Annotated in this window: 21 protein-coding genes; 18 read left to right on the forward strand and 3 right to left on the reverse strand. The window is 41.2% G+C overall.

The genetic code is table 11. The annotated features are described in order from the left end of the window. Positions 1-2 precede the first annotated feature (2 nt). The 18 genes from YK48G_RS08790 to YK48G_RS08875 all read left to right on the forward strand — a co-directional run bounded on the left by YK48G_RS08790 (position 3) and on the right by YK48G_RS08875 (position 17,016). Entirely contained in the window at positions 3-1,007 is a 1,005-nt protein-coding gene (locus tag YK48G_RS08790; protein ID WP_203630356.1) for a rod shape-determining protein, read from the forward strand. A 17-nt stretch (positions 1,008-1,024) separates the two neighbouring features. Next, on the forward strand, positions 1,025-1,300 hold the full coding sequence (gene yidD, locus YK48G_RS08795; protein WP_203630357.1) for a membrane protein insertion efficiency factor YidD: 276 nt from the start codon (positions 1,025-1,027) through the stop codon (positions 1,298-1,300). A 20-nt stretch (positions 1,301-1,320) separates the two neighbouring features. After that, complete coding sequence (locus YK48G_RS08800) at positions 1,321-1,545, forward strand: DUF2969 domain-containing protein (RefSeq protein ID WP_203630358.1); 225 nt, start codon at positions 1,321-1,323, stop codon at positions 1,543-1,545. 28 nt (positions 1,546-1,573) lie between these two features. Next, positions 1,574-2,776 (forward strand): FtsW/RodA/SpoVE family cell cycle protein, encoded by a 1,203-nt coding sequence (locus YK48G_RS08805; RefSeq protein ID WP_203630359.1) that lies wholly within the window; start codon positions 1,574-1,576, stop codon positions 2,774-2,776. Between the two features lie 11 nt (positions 2,777-2,787). Beyond that, positions 2,788-3,087, forward strand: a complete 300-nt coding sequence (locus YK48G_RS08810; RefSeq protein WP_284692032.1) for a glycine cleavage system H family protein — start codon at positions 2,788-2,790, stop codon at positions 3,085-3,087. A 759-nt stretch (positions 3,088-3,846) separates the two neighbouring features. Then, positions 3,847-4,881 (forward strand): methionine ABC transporter ATP-binding protein, encoded by a 1,035-nt coding sequence (locus YK48G_RS08815; protein ID WP_203630360.1) that lies wholly within the window; start codon positions 3,847-3,849, stop codon positions 4,879-4,881. Further along, a complete protein-coding gene (locus YK48G_RS08820; RefSeq protein WP_203630361.1) occupies positions 4,874-5,569 on the forward strand; it encodes a methionine ABC transporter permease in 696 nt (231 codons plus the stop codon). The genes YK48G_RS08815 and YK48G_RS08820 overlap by 8 nt, the downstream gene beginning before the upstream one ends. A gap of 63 nt (positions 5,570-5,632) precedes the next feature. Continuing rightward, the gene (locus YK48G_RS08825; RefSeq protein WP_203630362.1) at positions 5,633-6,466 is read left to right on the forward strand and encodes a MetQ/NlpA family ABC transporter substrate-binding protein; all 834 of its coding nucleotides are present in this window, start codon (positions 5,633-5,635) and stop codon (positions 6,464-6,466) included. A gap of 76 nt (positions 6,467-6,542) precedes the next feature. Then, the gene (locus tag YK48G_RS08830) at positions 6,543-7,412 is read left to right on the forward strand and encodes an SPFH domain-containing protein (protein WP_203630363.1); all 870 of its coding nucleotides are present in this window, start codon (positions 6,543-6,545) and stop codon (positions 7,410-7,412) included. 179 nt (positions 7,413-7,591) lie between these two features. Next, positions 7,592-8,344: an ABC transporter ATP-binding protein gene (locus tag YK48G_RS08835; RefSeq protein ID WP_203630364.1), complete on the forward strand. Its 753-nt coding sequence runs from the start codon at positions 7,592-7,594 to the stop codon at positions 8,342-8,344. Between the two features lie 14 nt (positions 8,345-8,358). Beyond that, positions 8,359-10,185, forward strand: coding sequence for an ABC transporter permease (locus YK48G_RS08840; RefSeq protein WP_203630365.1), 1,827 nt, complete (start codon positions 8,359-8,361; stop codon positions 10,183-10,185). A gap of 32 nt (positions 10,186-10,217) precedes the next feature. Next, on the forward strand, positions 10,218-10,586 hold the full coding sequence (locus YK48G_RS08845) for a GntR family transcriptional regulator (RefSeq protein ID WP_203630366.1): 369 nt from the start codon (positions 10,218-10,220) through the stop codon (positions 10,584-10,586). Next, the gene (locus YK48G_RS08850) at positions 10,583-11,461 is read left to right on the forward strand and encodes an ATP-binding cassette domain-containing protein (RefSeq protein ID WP_203630367.1); all 879 of its coding nucleotides are present in this window, start codon (positions 10,583-10,585) and stop codon (positions 11,459-11,461) included. Before YK48G_RS08845 ends, YK48G_RS08850 begins: the two co-directional genes overlap by 4 nt. Beyond that, on the forward strand, positions 11,451-12,221 hold the full coding sequence (locus tag YK48G_RS08855; protein WP_203630368.1) for an ABC transporter permease: 771 nt from the start codon (positions 11,451-11,453) through the stop codon (positions 12,219-12,221). The genes YK48G_RS08850 and YK48G_RS08855 overlap by 11 nt, the downstream gene beginning before the upstream one ends. A gap of 94 nt (positions 12,222-12,315) precedes the next feature. Then, on the forward strand, positions 12,316-13,452 hold the full coding sequence (locus YK48G_RS08860) for a D-alanine--D-alanine ligase family protein (protein ID WP_203630369.1): 1,137 nt from the start codon (positions 12,316-12,318) through the stop codon (positions 13,450-13,452). Positions 13,453-13,763: 311 nt separating this feature from the next. Next, positions 13,764-15,050 carry a glycerophosphodiester phosphodiesterase family protein gene (locus tag YK48G_RS08865; RefSeq protein ID WP_232365335.1) on the forward strand — a complete coding sequence of 429 codons (1,287 nt, stop codon included), beginning with the start codon at positions 13,764-13,766 and terminating at the stop codon, positions 15,048-15,050. A 402-nt stretch (positions 15,051-15,452) separates the two neighbouring features. Further along, positions 15,453-15,995: a DNA-3-methyladenine glycosylase I gene (locus YK48G_RS08870; protein WP_203630371.1), complete on the forward strand. Its 543-nt coding sequence runs from the start codon at positions 15,453-15,455 to the stop codon at positions 15,993-15,995. 109 nt (positions 15,996-16,104) lie between these two features. Further along, positions 16,105-17,016: a helix-turn-helix domain-containing protein gene (locus YK48G_RS08875; RefSeq protein WP_203630372.1), complete on the forward strand. Its 912-nt coding sequence runs from the start codon at positions 16,105-16,107 to the stop codon at positions 17,014-17,016. A 254-nt stretch (positions 17,017-17,270) separates the two neighbouring features. Here YK48G_RS08875 and YK48G_RS08880 read toward each other — a convergent pair whose 3' ends face one another. The 3 genes from YK48G_RS08880 to YK48G_RS08890 form a co-directional block, all read right to left on the reverse strand. After that, a complete protein-coding gene (locus YK48G_RS08880) occupies positions 17,271-17,750 on the reverse strand; it encodes a universal stress protein (RefSeq protein ID WP_203630373.1) in 480 nt (159 codons plus the stop codon). 73 nt (positions 17,751-17,823) lie between these two features. After that, positions 17,824-18,117: a hypothetical protein gene (locus tag YK48G_RS08885; protein ID WP_203630374.1), complete on the reverse strand. Its 294-nt coding sequence runs from the start codon at positions 18,115-18,117 to the stop codon at positions 17,824-17,826. Continuing rightward, on the reverse strand, positions 18,114-19,409 hold the full coding sequence (locus tag YK48G_RS08890) for a replication-associated recombination protein A (RefSeq protein ID WP_203630375.1): 1,296 nt from the start codon (positions 19,407-19,409) through the stop codon (positions 18,114-18,116). Before YK48G_RS08890 ends, YK48G_RS08885 begins: the two co-directional genes overlap by 4 nt. Positions 19,410-19,537: the final 128 nt, after the last annotated feature.

The raw sequence follows: 19,537 nt of genomic DNA on the forward strand, positions 1-19,537 counted from the left end.
GAATGGCAAAAGACATTGGAATCGATTTAGGAACCGCCAACGTTTTAATCTACGTTGCGGGAAAGGGTATTGTATTAAATGAGCCGTCAGTTGTCGCGATTGATACGCGAACTGGCAAAGTTCTAGCAGTCGGCTCTGAAGCCTATCGAATGGTTGGCCGGACACCAAGCAATATCCGAGCAATTCGACCACTAAAAGATGGTGTCATATCTGACTTTGACATTACTGAAGAAATGTTGACGTATTTTATTAACAAATTAGATGTAAAAGGATTCATGTCTAAGCCAAAGATTATGATTTGTGCACCGACGAACGTGACTGAAATTGAACGCAATGCAATTATTCAAGCTGCTGAAAAGGCTGGCGGCGGTCAAGTATACTTGGAAGAAGAACCAAAAGTAGCGGCTGTTGGTGCTGGAATGGATATTTTCCAACCCCGTGGTAACATGGTCATCGACATGGGGGGCGGTACGAGTGATATTGCGATTATTTCCCTTGGTGATATTGTTGCCAGCAAGTCGATCCGGGTTGCCGGTGATCGAATGAATGTTGAAATTGCAAACTATATTAAACAAAAGCACAACTTAATTATCGGTGAACATACGGCCGAAAAGATTAAGATTGAAATTGGAACGGCTAAATCAGATCAAGATGATGTGAAAACGATGGAAGTTCGGGGGCGAGATGCCGTTTCTGGCATGCCACGAGCGATTACAATTGACAGTAATGAAATTGCTGATGCGATTCATGATACAGTGCAATTGATTGTTGATGGCGCCAAGGAAGTTTTGGAAGTTATTCCCCCGGAATTGGCTTCGGATATTGTCGATCGAGGCATTATGTTGACTGGTGGTGGCGCGTTACTGCGAAACATCGACCAAGTTATTTCGGATGCGTTAACCGTGCCCGTCATTATTTCTGAAAAGCCTTTGGATAATGTTGCTAAGGGTGCCGGTATTTTACTGGAACATTACATTAAGAACCCGAAATTAAAGAGCAAAGAATAAAAGCTAGGTGTACCGCGTTGAAAAAAATTCTAATTTTTATTGTTCATGGTTATCAACGGTTTATTTCACCATTATTTCCGCCAACTTGCCGTTATTATCCAACTTGCAGCAGTTACATGGTAACCGCCTTGCAGAAGCACGGAGCGATTAAGGGGTCAATTATGGGGATTGCACGGATTTTTCGTTGCCATCCCTTTGTTAAAGGCGGCTATGATCCAGTTCCTGACCATTTTACGATCTTTCGAAATAAAGCCGCCAGGGACGAATATCGTCAATCGATGCATCTAAAATAATCTGTGCAAGGAGAAACGAATTGAGCAAAGCAAATAAAAGTATTAATGTTGAAATTAAGGACAAAACGGATGCCAATGGCCAAGCAATTTCTGAATTGTTTATCGGCAAAAAACTCATCGGCACAATTAAAGCGATAAGCGCAACCAAATATGAGGCCGTCAATACGCACCAAGAACAGTTTCATGTTAAAACGTTTGAAGAAGGCGTAACGCTGTTGATTAAAGAATTTCACTTACATCACTAATGGTTAAGAATTTTAAGGAGGGTCTATTTTGGATACCAGTCGAAGGACTTCTAAGGACGATCAATCCCGGATAGACTGGGGGATCATTTTCTGCGTCCTGATGCTTGCCTGTATTGGATTAGCGTCCATTTACGTGGCGGCAACTCATGATTCTAGTGCTACCAGCGTGTTGCGACAAGTTGTTTCTCAGCTGGTTTGGTATGTGATTGGAATTGTTGCCGTTGTGATCATCATGCAGTTTGATTCAGAGCAGCTATGGAAGGTTGCCCCAATTGTCTATTGGGCCGGCATTGCCTTGTTAGCCAGCGTTTTAGTTTTGTACAGTCGAGCTTATTATTTAAACACGGGTGCCAAAAGTTGGTTTTCAATTTTTGGTTTAACGTTTCAGCCATCTGAAGTGATGAAGCCGGCTTATATTTTAATGATGGCTAGGGTAGTCGTTCAGCATAATGATAATTACCCTATTCGAACGGTTCGCAGTGATTGGCTGTTGCTTGGAAAGATGGTCTTGTGGACAATTCCGGTAGCCGTTTTATTGAAACTTCAGAACGATTTTGGAACGATGCTTGTGTTCTTTGCAATTTTAGGCGGCTTGATCATCGTTTCAGGAATTACTTGGAAAATTATCCTGCCGGCAGTCATTGTCATCTTTGGGACTGCTGGAACCGCATTGGCGTTAGTTATTCCAGAATCTGGTCGCCACATTTTGGAAAAAATTGGGTTCCAAGCTTATCAATTTGCTCGGGTTGACACTTGGCTGCATCCATCTGCAGACACCAGTAATCAAGGCTATCAGCTTTGGCAAAGTATGAAAGCAATTGGCTCAGGTGGTATCTTTGGAACTGGTTTTAATCAGTCTCATGTCTATGTGCCAGTCCGAGAATCAGATATGATTTTTTCGGTTATTGGTGAGAATTTTGGCTTTATCGGTAGTTGTATTTTAATTTTGTTGTACTTCCTGTTGATTTATCAAATGATTAAGGTAACTTTTGATACCCGGAATGTCTTCTACGCGTACATTTCAACCGGCGTTATCATGATGATCTTATTCCACGTGTTTGAAAACGTGGGGATGAGTGTTGGCCTGCTGCCGTTAACTGGAATTCCACTACCATTTGTGAGTGCTGGTGGATCTGCGTTAATTGGCAATATGATTGGGATTGGTTTAATCATGTCGATGCAGTATCATAATAAGAGTTACATGTTTGGTGAAGATAAAGAATTTTCATAAGGGGACGTTTAATGATGGATACAAATTATTATTGGACAAAAGAAGATGCAAATGGTGTCGTGACGGTTGGGTTAACGCAAGCTGGTCAAAGTGAACTCGGTAATATTACGTTTGTGTCATTACCAAAAGTGAACGCTAAGTTAACGACTCACGACACATTATTAAACGTTGAAGCTGACAAGGCCGTTTCAGATATTGACTCACCTATCGATGGCACGGTTGTTGAAGTGAATAAAGCGGCTGAAGATAACCCATCACTCTTAAATGAAGCGGATCAATCAAAATCATGGATTGCAAAGATTCAAAAATAATATTGCTTGACGGCTAATATTTTTCTAGTTAAACTAGAATTCAATGAGTAGCGAATTAAAGACGAGATGAGTAGATAATGAGGACAGTTAAGAGAGCTCCTGGTGCTGAAATGGAGTCTGGCCAATTAATCGAATATGGTCTTGTTAATGAATAATTGTTGGTGAGCCTAGGTAAACCAATGATGGATAACGACCATTATCACGTTAAGAGTATTGAATATACTCGTAGAGGTTATCATCGAGAGGTGGTAGCGAACAAAGGTGGTACCGCGGAAAAACATTTCGTCCTTGTGAGCAATGAATTCATTGCCACGTGGACGAAATGTTTTTTTGTTTAGATAGCCGTGTTCGGATTCGTTTGCTCTGAGGCGGATGGGTATGCAAAGCAGAAGGCTGCATCTAAGCACCTTGGCGAAAAATTCCAAGCCCGGGATTTCCGACCAAGATGCCTTATGCTCCAGTTTCTAATCGCTTTGCCCCGCTCACTGGTTTAGGACAGCTGCGCCAGGCAGAAACTTCCATATAAGCACCTCAGACAAGAATCCCAAACCCGGGGATTCTTGTCTGAAGAGACTTATATTCCAGTTTCTAATCGCCTGGCTCCGCTCACTGGTTTTAGGACAGCTGCGCAAAGCAGAAAGCTCCGTGTAAGCACCTTGGCGAAAAATTCCAAGCCCGGGAATTTCCCGCCAAGGAGCCTTACACTCCGCTTTCTAAATGCTTTGCTCCGCTCACTTTATTATTTAAGGAGTGAAAAAGATGATTAGATTCAAAGACGTGTCAAAGCAGTATCATACCAAGGACGGGGGCTTAACAGCAGTTAACGACGTTAATATTGAGGTCAATGACGGCGAGATTTTTGGTATCGTTGGTTATTCTGGTGCTGGTAAAAGTACTCTGGTGCGGATGCTCGATGGACTAGAGGCTCCCAGCACCGGTGAGATTACAATTGATGACGTAAATGTTGCGAAATTAAGTGGCTCGGCGCTTAGAAAGCAACGACAAAAGATTGGTATGATTTTCCAACATTTTAATTTGCTCTGGTCAAGGACGGTTCTTGATAACGTGTCGCTGCCCTTAGAGATTGCTAAGGTTCCTAAAGCCAAACGAACTGAGCGGGCCAAGAAATTAATTGATTTAGTTGGCTTATCCGGCCGGGAACATTCTTATCCTTCAGAGTTATCTGGCGGGCAAAAGCAGCGAGTTGGGATTGCTAGAGCACTTGCTAATGAACCAACCATTTTAATTTCGGATGAAGCAACGAGCGCGCTTGATCCGGATACAACCAATGAGGTTTTGGACTTATTGTTAAAGATTAATAAGGAAATGAATTTAACGATTTTATTGATTACCCATGAGATGCACGCCATTGCTAAAACTTGTGAACGCGTTGCGGTTATGGATAGCGGGCGAGTCGTTGAAAGTGGAACGGTTTTTGACGTCTTTCGTCATCCACAGCAGCAAATTACCAAAAACTTCGTTAGTGAAGAATTTACGACCCAACAAGGTGACACGACAATGACGCTAGAACAGCTGGTTAAGAAGTATCCGGAAGGTCAGCTGGTTCGATTAGTATTTCATGGTCCACAAGCCGAATTACCAATTGTTTCAGAGGTAATCAAGCGTTACCCAGAATTGGTCATTAGTATTATTTCAGGGGCCATTCACCAGACTCAAGAAGGCGCGCTTGGCTCGCTGGATCTGCAATTGATTGGCGCCGAAAGTCAGATTAATGAGGCGCTGGCCTATCTCAAAAAGATGCGCGTTGAAACCGAGGTGATGCATCATGAGTAATTCAAATGGGCTTCAATCGTACTTTCAATTTCATAACGTCGATTGGTCGGCGATGATGTCGGCTACCTGGGAAACGGTTTGGATGACTTTATTGTCAATGGTTGCGGTCGTCATATTTGGGATTATTTTAGGCTTAATACTTTATGAAACCCGCAATAAGCCAGGGATAGGCTATCAGTTGATTAATTGGATTGTCGGCTTGTTAGTTAATATCTTTCGTTCCATTCCTTATATTATTTTGATTATTTTGTTGTTGCCAGTATCAAAGACTTTGGTTGGGACAATTATTGGTCCTAAAGCTGCGCTGCCTTCACTCATTGTTTCAGCGGCGCCATTTTACGCGCGAATGGTTGAATCTTATTTTCGAGAGATTGATTCGGGGGTCATTGAGGCCGTTGAGTCAATGGGAGCAACAACTTGGGAATTGATTACCAAGGTTTTACTTCCGGAAAGCAAGCCTGCCCTGATTGCTGGCGCAACCGTTACTACCATTTCTTTGATTGGCTACACCGCAATGGCTGGGGCAATTGGTGCTGGTGGCCTTGGTAACCTGGTTTATCAAGAAGGGTTCCAAGCTTATAACAACACAGTAACGTTAGTTGGAACTGTTATTATTTGTATCTTTGTGTTTGTTGTTCAATTTGTCGGTGACCGACTTGTTAAGTGGACGGATAAACGAACGCTATGACGCGGACGTTTGAGGGATACCATGATAACGATGATTGATAAATGACATTATTTGGAGGAATTCATGATGAAGAAAAAAATATGGAGTTTAATTGCGGTTTTATTTAGTGCAGTATTATTAGTTGGGTGTTCATCATCGAGTAGTCAAAGTAAAAAAACAACCACGTTAAACATCGGCGCGTCAGCTGTTCCGCACGCTCAAATTTTGCGTCACGTAGCTCCTCAACTTAAAAAGGAGGGCGTTAACTTAAAAATTACGACTTTTCAAGATTATGTAATGCCTAATAAAGCGTTAGCCAACGGTGAGCTTGACGCCAATTATTTCCAGCATGTTCCATTTTTGAATCAATGGAACAAAGAAAACCATGGAACATTAGTCAATGCTGGTGGCATTCACTTGGAACCGATTGCCGTTTTTTCAAAAAAAGTTAAGAAACTACAGGATTTAAAAAAGGGTGCAACCATCATCGTCAGCAGCAACACACCAGACTATGGTCGCGTGCTGACAATCTTTAAGGACGCCGGTCTTATTACCATCAAGAAGGGTGTTGACATTACTTCTGCTAATTTTAGTGATATTGCTTCAAATCCCCGTCATTTGAAGTTCAAACACAGTTACGAACCTAAGCTGTTACCAACCATTTATAAGAACGGCGAAGGTGACGCGGTTGTCATTAACGCCAATTACGCCGTTCAAGCTGGCTTGGATCCTCGGACAGATTCGATTGCCATTGAAAAGAGTAGTTCACCATACGTAAATATCATTGCAACCCGGAAAGGTGATCAAAACAAACCGGCAATTAAAAAATTGGTAAAAGCCCTTCAATCTAAGAGTACGCAAAAATGGATTTACCATCATTACAAGGGGGCTGTACTACCAGTTAAGAATGTGAAGTAAGCCGCTTTCAATTTAGAGCCGACCACTATATACTTGATTTGGAAACAAAATCAATGGTTATAGGAGGGCGGCTTTTTTGAAAGAAAAAAATGTGTTCCATGTCAATGGCTTCATCGGTTTAATCTGTGTCGTATTATTGCTTATTTTAGGTGGGTATATGCTATGGAATGGTAGTCAATCTGGTTCGATGATGACGGTTATTTCCGGTAGTATTTTAATTATTTTAGATCTTTTGTTTGCCAGTTCGTTGACAATCGTTCAGCCAAATGAAGCAAAAGTATTAACTTTTTTTGGGCGTTATATCGGCACGATTCGAACTTCTGGCTTGTTCATGACGGTCCCTTTAACCGGCAAGCAAACCATTTCACTTCGGGTAAGGAACTTTAATAGTTCGATCATTAAAGTCAATGATTCAAAAGGTAATCCAGTTGAAATTGCGGCGGTGATTGTTTATCGGGTTATTGATTCTGCCAAGGCAATTTTTAGTGTCGAAGATTATGAACAATTTGTTGAAATTCAAAGTGAATCAGCAATCCGCCACATTGCAAGTCAGTATCCTTATGATAGTTTTGACGAGGATACTGACAAGTTGACATTGCGGGGAAATTCCACTGAAGTATCCAAAGCGCTTCAAAAGGAGTTACAGGAACGATTAGATGTTGCTGGCTTGGAGATCATCGAAACCCGGTTAACGCATTTAGCATACGCAACGGAAATTGCTAATGCAATGCTGCAGCGGCAACAAGCAACCGCCATTTTGTCTGCTCGAAAGATTATTGTTCAAGGAGCGGTTGCCATTTCGGAAGACGCCGTTTCTCAATTACAACATGATTTAGGAGCTGCAATTACAGATGAGAAACGCATGCAAATGATTAATAATGTATTGGTTTCGATTATTACTGAACGCGGTACGCAAAACGTCATTAATACAGATAATTTGGAATAATTGGTAAAGAGATTTTTTAGCAAACACAGTCTTAATTCTTAAATGATTGAATGGTCATCTTGGAATTAGGGGTGTGTTTTTTTGGTACAACTATTCGAAATTTAGTTAACTATTGACAATTTTAAAACTTGCATATATAGTTAGTTACATAAGTAATTAACTATCTATGGAGGCAGCAGATGACAACTGAAATTGTTCGAACTAAAGAACTACACAAAGTATATGATCAAAATGGCCCGCGCCCATACGAGGCACTCAAGGGGATTACTTTCTCCGTTGAACAAGGAGAGTTTGTTGGGATCATGGGGGCCTCTGGTTCAGGGAAGACAACCCTGCTTAATATCATGGCAACCTTGGATCAACCCACAAGTGGCTCGGTCGAAATTGACGGCCAAGATGTGACCCATTTAACGGCTAATCAAATGTCGGATTTCCGATCTGAAAAATTGGGATTTATTTTCCAGGATTTTAACTTATTAGAGACCCTGACGGCCAGAGAAAATATTGCCCTCCCGCTTTCTCTCCAAAACAAAAAGCCTAATCAGATTAAACAGGCCGTTGATGCTGCCGCAACCAAGTTAGGAATTGCTGAGTTGTTGTCTCAGTACCCCACTCAATTGTCTGGGGGCCAAAAGCAGCGGGTTGCCGCGGCCAGAGCGCTTGTTGCCAATCCATCGATTATTTTTGGCGATGAGCCAACTGGGGCGCTGGATTCAACGAATGCCCGGGAATTATTGGATACACTAACTGATATTAACCAACAAGGTGTTTCAATTCTATTAGTAACGCATGATCCATTTTCTGCCAGCTTTTGCAAGCGCATTTTGTTCATCAAAGATGGCCGGATTGGTGATGAAATTGATGCGAATGGCAAGAGCCGAAACGCTTTTTATCAAGAGATTCTGGAAAAGCTTGGCACTTTTGAACAATAGGTTAGGAGGACATCATGTTATTTAAAATTTCGATAGCTGGCGTTAAATCTCGCTGGAAAGATTACGTGGTCCTCTTTTCCGGGATGATCATTACGACGGCCATCTTTTATATGTTTGAGGCAATTTCAACTAATAATAAATTTACGACAAGTAGTCCGGCTGGTCAAAATGCTAAGTTTGTCTTTATCTTTGGTTCAATTTTGCTGGCGATTATTACGTTAGTTTACGTCTTTTATGCCAATAATTTTTTGATGAGTATGAGGAAACACGATTACGGGCTTTTTATGATGCTAGGGGCCAAATCGCGCGTAATTAGTAAGTTGATTATCTTAGAGACGCTCGTGATTGGAATTATGTCGACTTTGATCGGAATTGTTGTTGGGATTGGGTTTACGCAAGGGCTCAGTAGCCTGTTAAGCCATGAAATTCACGTGCCGTTAACTAACTTTTCAGCGTTTTACTTACCAGCTGTTTGGGTGACGATTATTCTGTTTTTTGTTTTGTTTGTGATTGCTGGTCTAATGAATGCCAGAACGTTCATGAAGACATCTGCGCTCAAATTGCTGCGCTCAAACCAACAAAGTGATTGGCAAGATCCCAAGAAACGAACATTGATCGGCCAAGCAATTTTAGGACTAGGACTGCTTGCTGGCGGCTACTATGCGATGTATGATATTAACCAGCTAAAACTATTGGCTATTGGCATCGGGTTGGTAACCATTGTGCTTGGCACTTACTTTGTTTTCAATTCATTTTTTGTCATGATTCTAGAAATGGTTCAAAGCTCCAAGTCGAGTATGGCTGGTCTGAATAATTTCACCATTGCCCAGTTAAAATTTCGTATTCGTGATTATACAAAGATTTTGTCAGTTGTTTCGTTGTTGTTTGCGTTAGCTCTCGGTGCGATTACGGTCGGTATTGGGTTCCAACGGATGGTCCCGATGATCGCCAATGGTAATAGTGCTTATGCAGTTGGGTTAACGAATCCAACTCGCCAAATGAAGTCACTAGTGGGCGATCTTGATGTATCTAGTCAAGTAACTTACCAACAAAAGATCGATCCAGCCGCTAAGACGGTTTATTATCGTGCGAGTCAACTACAACAGCGACCGATGAAATATGCTTATTTTACTAATCGGTCCCAATTAAAGTCTAAAGTTGGAACGGCTAGTTTAAGTCAACTTAAAAATCCTTCTTCAGAAGCTTATGACAGTCTTGTTAATTTGCAGGCACCAGCTTCAAGAACGTTTAAAATTAAATTGGTTTCTGACACTTCATTTGATCAGCTTCATGCAAAGCAGAACACATTATTATTAGTACGAGTTAAAGATATGGATGCTGCCAGCAATACATTGACAAAGCTAACGAAGTTACAAAGCCGTCAATATGGCCAGTCAATGACTGAAATGCCAGGTGGTGGGGCATTCTCAACTTATCAATTGCTCAAAGGCGTTTTTGGTAGCTTTGAATTCATGGGGATTTTCCTTGGAATTGCCTTTTTGGCAATGTTGGCTAGTTGTTTGATGTTTAAAATATTAAGTGGCGCAGCCAGCGATAAAGTACGATTTGAAATGTTGAACAAAATTGGCGCCCGCAAGTCAGTTCTTACTCATTCTATTTTGCTTCAAATTCTCGGTCTGTTTTTGCTGCCAGCCGTTTTGGGGATCGTGGATGTCGCCTTTGGCTTACAGATGTTTGTCAAATCGCACCTACTACAAGGCGCCTATCAGACGTTTGGCTGGTCCGCAGTCGGATTTAGTCTGCTTTATCTGATTTATTATGGGATTACAGTCTTGGTTTATAGTAAAATTGTCGTTCCCAAAACCAAGGTAGAGAAGTAAAATGAATGAGAGAAAGGGTGGGACGATGCGGCATGCAATTTGAATTTAATAGTTCCGAACCAATTTATCGCCAAGTCGCCGATCAAATTGAAGATGCAATTGCTTCCGGCGGCTTTGAAGAGGGCGCCCAAATTCCATCCACAACGGAAATTTCAAAAGAATTTCATATTAATCCAGCGACGGTATTGAAGGGTATGAACATTGCTGTTTCAAAGCAATTAATTGAAAAGCGGCGGGGTTTGGGCATGTTTGTTAAAAAAGGAGCCAGACAGCGGATAGTTGCAGCTAAACGCGATGGCTTTTTTGATGAATTTATCGTTAACTTGGTTCGGGAGGCGCGCAACCTAAATATTTCTGAAACAGAATTACTAGACTTAGTGAAGCGAGGTTACAATCAATGAGTGTGTTGGAAGTCAGTCATGTTTCCAAATCTTACGGATCAAAGAGCGTGATCGTGGATGTGAATTTATCGTTTGAAGAAAATAAAATATACGGGTTACTGGGTCGGAATGGTGCTGGGAAAAGTACGCTCCTGAATATTATTACCAACCGCACTTTTGCCGATGACGGCGAAGTTAAAATTGACTCTGAAAACGTGGCTGATAACGATTCAAAGCTTGGCTTAATGTATTTGATGAGTGAAGTTGATTTGTACCCGAACGGCGCCAAATTATCTCAGATCATAGCCGACAGCGAGCTCATGTATGGTGATTTTGATCATCACTTGGCTGATCGGTTAGTTGACCAATTTGGCATTGATCTTAGTCAAAAATTTGGCAAATTATCGACGGGCTATAACTCAATTTTTAAGTTAATTTTGGCACTGTGTCTGCCCGTTAAGTTTGTCATACTAGACGAACCGGTCCTAGGACTGGATGCTAACCACCGAGAGCTTTTTTATTCTGAACTATTGGATTCGTATGCAACTAATCCGCGAACATTCATTTTATCCACTCATTTAATTGAAGAAGTAGCCAATATTATCAGTGACGTGATTATTTTAGATCAGGGAAGGATTATCTTAAATCAGCCCGTTGAAGATGCGTTGGCTAAAACCCATTCAGTAGTGGGTCCCAGACAAGATGTTGAGCAGTATACTAAGGGATTGAATGTTGTTGGCCGTGACAATATGGGGAACATTCGGGCAAATTATGTTTATGGTGATCTAGATGATCGACCACTCCCAGATACTTTGCAGTTATCAAATTTTGATTTGCAAAAACTCTTTATTTTCCTAACGAATCAATATGAGGGGGGGCGGCCAAATGAAAACTAGCCAAGTGACAAAGTACCTGTTTAAAAAACAACTACCACTAATTGGGGTTGTGTACTTAACTTTGATTGTATTGATTGTTGTTTTACCGTTTATTTTGGCATTAGTGTCTGGAACCCTATCAAGTTTTTCGGTGGTTGATCAGTTACGGAGTGGCTCAGTTTCAGCTGTTTTTGGCCTCTATATTTTTGTGATCTCTACTTTGTCCTACGAAAACTTTAAGTTCTTAATTCAAAATGGCATTTCTCGGAAAACATTTTTCGAAGCCCAACTAACGGTTAATGGTTTATTGGTCTTAATTGGCAATACCTTTAACCTGCTTTATGGGTACTTGTTTTTATCGCCAATTACCAATCATGCTTCTTTTAATCTCTATACCGGAGCCTATGCCCAGTATTTTACCAATCCGATTATTAATGTTGCGTTGAACTTTGTTATGAGTGGGCTGCTCTTAGCCGTTGGATCTTTGCTTGGAATGGTGATCGGCAACTTTTTGACGCTTTTTTCAAAGGTTGTTCAGCGGCTTATTTTAATTATTGGCCCGATTGCGGCAGGCGTTGTGATCTTGTTTATTGCTAAGGCCATGATTGATTATCGATTTAGAATGAGCTGGGTTGTTAATTTTGCGAAACTGATTTTAGGCTATCAGGCTTCAGGTGGCTATAATCCATTCCCGTTAATGATTACCCTATTGCTGTTTGGGTGTGTTTTGGCACTCATTGTTCGGGTGTTGTTTGCCCGCAAACAGCTTAAGCGAGATTGAGTTAGAAAAAAATGTCATGAATATATCCGAATTTGAATTTCCATGGTATACTTAAGTTTCTGGAAACTATACGAATGATGAATAGGGTGAAAACATGGCAAAGAACAAAAAGCAACACATTGGATTGATCTTTGGCGGCAATTCCTCTGAACACGATGTCTCTAAACGCTCTGCCCATAATATTTTTGATGCAATGGACAAGGATAAATACAAAGTTAGTCTATTTTTAATGACTAAAAGCGGGTATATCCTGGGTGATCAAGCATCTGCTCGAGTCTTTAACGGGGAGCCAGAAGACGTGGTCGCAAGCGAGGAATTGGCAAAAGTCGATCGTAAAAACCCATTGGCACCAATTATCAACTTAAGCGAAGTTTCAAATATCGACGTTTTCTTTCCAATTATCCATGGTAATCTTGGAGAAGATGGGACGATTCAGGGACTGCTGCGATTACTTCAGAAACCATACGTTGGAACGGGCGTTTTAGGATCAGCGATGTCATTTGATAAGGACATCACCAAGAAAATTTTAAAACTGGCACAGGTTCGAACGACGCGTTATGAAGTAATCACTCCGATGACCAGTGAACAATTTTCTTACCAACAATTGAGTGATGAACTTGGCAAAACATTATTTGTTAAGCCGGCAAATCAGGGTTCTTCGGTTGGCATTCATAAGGTCGAAAATGAAGCAGATTATCTCGAAGGTATTCGAGACGCTTTCCGTTATGACAGCAAAGTTCTTGTAGAAGAAGCCATTGAGGGCCCTGAAGAGCTTGAAATTTCTGTTTTAGGTAACCATCATCCAATCGTATCAAAAGTTGGCGCAATCAGGGTCCCTAAAACTGATGCATTTTATACTTATGACAATAAATTCGTGGATGCGAGTCACGTTGAATTTGATGTACCGGTTGATATTTCTGACCGTCTAGCTGAAGAAATTACCGAAATGGGCCTAAAAACCTACCAAGCATTAGGGTTGAAGGGAATGGCACGGATTGATTATTTAGTCTCGCAAGATGGAACGCCATATGTGAGTGAAGTTAACACGCTGCCAGGCTTTACTAATATTAGCTTATACCCGCAACTATTTGCTGCTTCGGGGATTTCATATACGGAATTGATTGACCGGCTGATTCAATTGGCGATTGAGGAATATGAACGGCAAAGTAAAATACTGTATGACTTCAAGCCGTTGGATCCAAAAGATCAAATTATTAATCAAAATAAATGATCTAACTGAAGTTAAATAATCGTAATGAAGCTGGCTAATGATGAAGCAGATTGTTTTATCAAGGTCAGCTTTTTATATGGGATGATAAAATGACTTTTAATCAACAACTAATGATGAGACTGCTAGGTTTTGTATGTTGCCTGGCGCTGTTTAAATGGATCCTTTATCGCCAGTTAAATGGATTCATATTAGAGTTAATTTTAATACTAATGATCGGGTTAATGGTCGCTGTCATTATTAGTGGTTTCCGGTCGGTGTTTCATCGGTCGTTGTCGCTAAGTATACGGCAATGGGTTAGTTTTTATTTGACTGTGGTTGGGCTTTTGGTTTTGCTGATGCCATTTGGTCTTTTTGGGCTTACGAGTGTTATTAAAACAGCAATTCCCATCTCTGGGTCCCTGTTTACCTGGTTGACCATTAATCGTTATCCGATATTAATCGGTTTAGCCGGTATGTATTTGGTCCTGTTGGTTTTAGCGTTAAGGATTCGCAAGTTCCTCTATTATTTGGTATCGAACGATGATAATCAACTAGCTACGGTTTTTAAATTGGCTTGGCAGGACGGTGGTTCATCTGATTTGTGGCGAGGGGGCTTGTGGTTAGTTGGCATGTTAAGTGCTAGTGGCTTGATAATTATCGGCCTTGCCGGCATTAATAGAGTCATTGAAAACAAAGAAATCTGGTGGTTGTCTCAAGGAGTAATTAATTTTGTTGTTCCGTTGGTTCAGCTAACCATCATTCTTAAATTACTTGGCGTGCCAGTCAACTATCGCGCGACTGATCGATTATGGTGGCCGGTTTGGTTTCTGAGTTTTGCAATGGTTGGTGTTTTGGGCGGTTTGAGCGGTAATTCCGGCCGCCAGCCAATTCCCCAAACAGTTATTGTACACCGTGGCGTAATCGACCATGATGCGACTGGTAATACCATTGCGGCCTTAGTTAAAAACAGTCGTTATCATTTTCCATACGTAGAAATGGATGTCCAAGAGACAAAAGATCATCACTTTATTTGCGCCCACGATAATACCATTAAGATTCCTCACGGCGGTAATCAAGAAATTGATCGTTTATCTTTGAAGACAATTCAGCAATATCACCGCGTTGAATTGTTTGGTGATTATTTACGGGTGGCGAATCGCTTAGGGCAACCTTTAATTATTGAATTAAAACTGACAAATCATTCGGATTCCAATATGGGAATGAGATTTGCTCAATTGTATCGGCATCAGTTACAACAGCTGCCTCATCAAGTCCATTCAATCGGCTACCGGCCGCTTAGACAAATTAAACAAGAAATTCCGAGCATCAAAGTTGGGTTAGTGACGATGCTTAATTTTGGCAACATTGCAAAGTTATCGGTGGACTTTTATACGTTGGAGCATGTCACAATAACAAACTATCTAATGAGATCGCTGACAGGAGAAGGCCGGCCAATTTATGCTTGGACCGATAACCGTCGCGACAGTATGATTCGAGCCGCCATGATGGGGGTCAACGGCCAAGTGACCGATCAAGCAGATAAACTAGCGATGCTTAAGATAAATGCAGATCAAAATCGATGGTTACTTTTATTAAACTTTTTGCTGGATTATCTTTAATTTTGCGTACTTCATTATTAGAGCGGTACGAAGTAGAAAGCTGTGCGTAAGCTCCTCAGACACAAATTCCAAACCCGGGAATTCCCGTCCGAGGAGCCTTATACTCCGCTTTCTAAGCGCCTGGCTCCGCTCACTATACTAGGACAGCTGCGCCAGGCAGAAAGCTCCGTATAAGCACCTCGGACACAAATTCCAAACCCGGGAATTCCCGTCCGAGGAGCCTTATACTCCGCTTTCTAAGCGCCTGGCTCCGCTCACTATACTAGGACAGCTGCGCAAAGCAGAAGTCTGCGCACAAGCACCTCGAACAAAAATTCCAAGCCCGGGAATTTCCGTTCGAGGAGACTTGTACTCCGACTTCTAAGCGCTTTGCTCCGCTCACTTTTAGGAGATGCAAAGAAGATGCCGAAACGATGTTCATGGGCGACTAAGAGCCCGGAATTAATGATTTATCATGATACTATTTGGGGGAACCCCACGAAGGAAATTGATGAACTATTTTATCGACTTTGTCTGGAGACGATGCAAGCAGGACTGGCATTTCAAACAGTTTTGAATTTTGAGGCTGGCATGAAAGAAGTCTTCCATAATTTTTCGATTGACTATTTATCAACGCTGAAAGAAGCCGACGCTGATGTCCTATGTGCAAATAAGAAAATTATTCGCAATCATGCTAAAGTCAAGGCCATTATTCATAACGCAAAGATTGTCAAAGAAAAACCTGAGGAATTGATTGATGGTACTTGGGGGCCAGTTAATTATGTTCAACTAGATCATTTATTGGACGAAACAGACCCCCATCCTGATTTTAACGAATTTGTTCAGCAGTTTGTGAATTGTTTTAAGGAAATGGGACTTAAGCGAATTGGACCAGTTACGGTTTATAGTTACTTACAAGCTGCTGGAGTAGTAAATGACCATGTAATCCAATGCCACTTTAGATGATTACTTTTTTGATATATTGTGAATTTCAGCTTGCTAAACGAAGATGAGTATAATATGATATCAAAGTTGTGTAGTCAGCGCATCAACTTTGAACGGGGGAAAGTTAAGAATGACGATGGTAATTACTGGCTCATTGATTAGAAAGGCTCGAAAGCAAAAAGGAATCTCACAAGTTCAATTGGCAGAAGGGATTTGCACGCAAGCAACAATTAGTTCGATTGAAACTCAAAATAGCTGCACAAGTTTTGAAATTTTATGTAAAGTTTGTGATCGCTTAGACTTAGATGTAACCGAGGTCACGAGTAACCCGCAATATGGGGATAAGCTTTTTTCACTTATTGATGAAGCTATGCGAAATCTTGAGTATGAAAAGGCCAGCCGGTACATTAAGCAAATTTCATTTAATAAATTAACCAGCAAGGCCTCACGGGGGCGGTACTCCTGTTATTTAGGCTATATTAATTTATATATTGATCACGATCTTCAAGAAGCAATTTATAATTTTCACGTAATGCTAACCCGCTATTCAGCGGATGATTATACCTTTTACCAAGCCTGGGCCAATTTAGGCCTCGGATTGGCTTACCAAAAGTTGGGTAAAGCGGATCGGGCGATGGAGTTTATTGAGGTAAGTACACAAATTCTTACCAAACTCAAAAGCGATGAGAAACAAGATTTTTTTGCCATTGTCGATTTGTATGTGAAAATTATTGATCTCTATATTGATTTACAGGACTACCAACGCTCCTTGGGATTAATTAAGGATATTGCCGGGAAATTAACCCATGCGGACTTAATTTATAAGCTGGATGTTTTGGCAGAGCAGGAATCTAAGTGTTATTACGCTCAAGGAGAAAATGTAAAAGGGACCATGAAGCAGTTTACAGCAATGTTTATTGCGGAGCTTCGTGGCAATAAACAGCTTTCAGATAAAATCTTAAAATATAATCAAGCACATTTAATTGACCTTATCAAAAAAGAATCCGCAAAAATAGAAGGGCTGCCGACGCTGATTCAGTAGGGGAATGATCTTCAGTTGAGCTTACCGGCTACGCCTTGCTCATCAGGAATTGAGTAGGGGTAACTGATCCTTATAATATGGAGTCTAAATGCTTTAAGAAGACTTGATCATACCACTTACTTTAGTGGTTAAACGAATCGCGCCCGATGTTGAAATTTTCCTTAATTTCAACATCGGGCGCGATTTATCGGTTATCAGTTGTGAACTGATTCATTCAAAGCTCACTCGATTAGCTAATGCCTCAAATCGAAATCCTAAACCCGTTTGCTTGGATTCTTAGCTGGCTTATTGTCCAAATCAGTCCGGACAACTAATACATCACAAATAGCAGTTCTTGTAACGTACTCGGTAACTGACCCAATTAAGAGTCTCTCAACGGCGTTTAAACCAGTTGCACCAATCATAATTAAGTCAATCTTTAGATTCTGTGGTAAATCACGGGCAATAACAGTTTTAGGGGCCCCGTATTCAATTGAATAATCAACATCATTGACGCCAGCCTGTTTAGCTTCATCAATATATTTATCCAACGTTTGTTTGGCAGTTTCTGTCACTTGTTCGACCATTGATGTATCAAAACTTGAGATGTTTTGGAAGGCCCTGGTATCAACTACGTGAACTAAGTGTAGAGAAGCGTCGTTTCGTTTTGCGACCGCAACGCCTTTTTTAAACGCTAGCTCCGCTTCATACGAGCCATCAACCGGAACTAGGATTTGTTTATATTGTTGTAACATCGTACCACCCCACATTCATCTATTTAACTTAATTGTACGTTATTTTCTCTAAAATACAAAGAAATAAATATGGTTATCGATTTGGATGATTGACAATATTCATGATGACCGCTTCTAGAATAGTTCCTGCTGCAGTTGCGATTAACAAGACCGCCAAGATCACGATGTCATTTTGCAGCAGCAATGCAATGATTCCTAGAATAACCAAGATGATAAACGATAGGCCGCCAATTTTAGCTGCTGATTTCATTCGTTGATTTGAAGCGACGTCAACGCCAAATAACTTTCGGTTTAAATGGGATAAGAGATAGTATGCAATATATCCGGCAATGAGGATTACAATGCCAACTAGTAAATTAATAATCATGGGTTAACTCCTAATGTTTTACGGCCAGAAGATTGCCGTAATTTTTGATATTGTTCTTTAAATGCAGTCTCAATTCGGCCATTACTCTTAGGCTGATAATATTGAACGTTCTTGATTTTATTAGGTAAGTATTGTTGCTTTACCCAATCGTTAGGGTAATCATGGGGATATTGATAATCAACCCCATGGCCAAGTTTTTGAGCGCCCTTATAGTGAGCATCTTTTAAGTAGGCAGGAATATCGCCATAGTTACCAGCCCGGACATCTTCTAAGGCCGCATCAACGGCTGTCATCGCCGAATTAGACTTAGGGCTCAAGCAAAGCTCGATAATGGCATTGGCCAGCGGGATCCGAGCTTCTGGCAAGCCTAGCTGTTTTGCAGCAGAAACGGCGGCAACCGTGCGCTCACAGGCAGCGGGGTTGGCGAGGCCAATATCTTCATAAGCGATTACTAACAGTCGCCTCATAATAACAACCAAGTCGCCTGACTCAATCAAACGGCTTGCGTAGTGCAGTGCAGCATCAGTATCGGATCCCCTGATTGACTTTTGAAACGCCGAAATAACGTCATAGTGGGCGTCGCCATCTTTATCGGCAGCTAGGACTTTTCGCTGAAGACACTCTTCAACGATTTCTCTTGTGACATGAATGGCACCGTCAGTGGCTTTTTCAGTTGATTTAACAGCTAACTCCAGCGCATTCAATGAACTTCGTAGATCACCGTTTGTCGCGGTCGCAAGGAAACTGAGCGCGTTTTGTGCCAGTTTGACTGGATAGTTACCCAGTCCTTTTTTGGTATCTGTTAGCGCACGGTTTAAAGCTTGTTCAATATCTGTCGAAGATAGGGGATGGACTTCGAAAATTTGGGCTCTGCTTCGAATTGCCGGATTAATGTTAATATAAGGATTTTCCGTTGTTGCCCCAATTAAAATGATCGACCCATTTTCAAGCAAAGGTAACAAAAAATCTTGCTTGGTTTTATCCAGCCGATGGATTTCATCGAGCAATAACACCACCGTGCCGCTCATTTTGGCCTCTTCGGCAACAATTTGTAAATCTTTTTTAGTATCGACGGCAGCGTTAAGCATCCGAAATGCATATTGAGTGGAGCCAGCGATTGCACTGGCAATACTCGTTTTTCCAGTACCTGGTGGGCCATACAGGATCATGGAAGAAAGCATCTTGGCTTTAACCATTCGATTAATGATTTTTCCGGGGCCAACCAAATCTTGTTGGCCAACGATTTCTTCAAGTCGGGTAGGACGCATTCGGTAGGCTAACGGTTGTTGCATAAATATGCCTCCTCAAGCAAAGTGATTAGAAACTAGTACTTTTGATGCGGGCGCTGCTTTGCACAACTGTCCACAAATTAAATTGATGCCGCAGCTATTATTATATCAGGAATTAAGGGTATAAAAAA

The sequence above is a fragment of the Lentilactobacillus fungorum genome (assembly GCF_016860605.1).
In the GTDB taxonomy this organism is placed as follows: Bacteria; Bacillota; Bacilli; order Lactobacillales; family Lactobacillaceae; genus Lentilactobacillus; species Lentilactobacillus fungorum.

Excerpts from the sequence above, each read along its gene's own strand:
- YK48G_RS08790 (WP_203630356.1), top strand. The coding sequence starts at position 3 with ATGGCAAAAGACATTGGAATCGATTTAGGAACCGCCAACGTTTTAATC.
- YK48G_RS08810 (WP_284692032.1), top strand. The coding sequence starts at position 2,788 with ATGATGGATACAAATTATTATTGGACAAAAGAAGATGCAAATGGTGTC.
- YK48G_RS08815 (WP_203630360.1), top strand. The coding sequence starts at position 3,847 with ATGATTAGATTCAAAGACGTGTCAAAGCAGTATCATACCAAGGACGGG.
- YK48G_RS08820 (WP_203630361.1), top strand. The coding sequence starts at position 4,874 with ATGAGTAATTCAAATGGGCTTCAATCGTACTTTCAATTTCATAACGTC.
- YK48G_RS08825 (WP_203630362.1), top strand. The coding sequence starts at position 5,633 with ATGATGAAGAAAAAAATATGGAGTTTAATTGCGGTTTTATTTAGTGCA.
- YK48G_RS08835 (WP_203630364.1), top strand. The coding sequence starts at position 7,592 with ATGACAACTGAAATTGTTCGAACTAAAGAACTACACAAAGTATATGAT.
- YK48G_RS08840 (WP_203630365.1), top strand. The coding sequence starts at position 8,359 with ATGTTATTTAAAATTTCGATAGCTGGCGTTAAATCTCGCTGGAAAGAT.
- YK48G_RS08845 (WP_203630366.1), top strand. The coding sequence starts at position 10,218 with ATGCAATTTGAATTTAATAGTTCCGAACCAATTTATCGCCAAGTCGCC.
- YK48G_RS08850 (WP_203630367.1), top strand. The coding sequence starts at position 10,583 with ATGAGTGTGTTGGAAGTCAGTCATGTTTCCAAATCTTACGGATCAAAG.
- YK48G_RS08855 (WP_203630368.1), top strand. The coding sequence starts at position 11,451 with ATGAAAACTAGCCAAGTGACAAAGTACCTGTTTAAAAAACAACTACCA.
- YK48G_RS08860 (WP_203630369.1), top strand. The coding sequence starts at position 12,316 with ATGGCAAAGAACAAAAAGCAACACATTGGATTGATCTTTGGCGGCAAT.
- YK48G_RS08870 (WP_203630371.1), top strand. The coding sequence starts at position 15,453 with ATGCCGAAACGATGTTCATGGGCGACTAAGAGCCCGGAATTAATGATT.
- YK48G_RS08875 (WP_203630372.1), top strand. The coding sequence starts at position 16,105 with ATGACGATGGTAATTACTGGCTCATTGATTAGAAAGGCTCGAAAGCAA.
- YK48G_RS08880 (WP_203630373.1), bottom strand. The coding sequence starts at position 17,750 with ATGTTACAACAATATAAACAAATCCTAGTTCCGGTTGATGGCTCGTAT.
- YK48G_RS08885 (WP_203630374.1), bottom strand. The coding sequence starts at position 18,117 with ATGATTATTAATTTACTAGTTGGCATTGTAATCCTCATTGCCGGATAT.
- YK48G_RS08890 (WP_203630375.1), bottom strand. The coding sequence starts at position 19,409 with ATGCAACAACCGTTAGCCTACCGAATGCGTCCTACCCGACTTGAAGAA.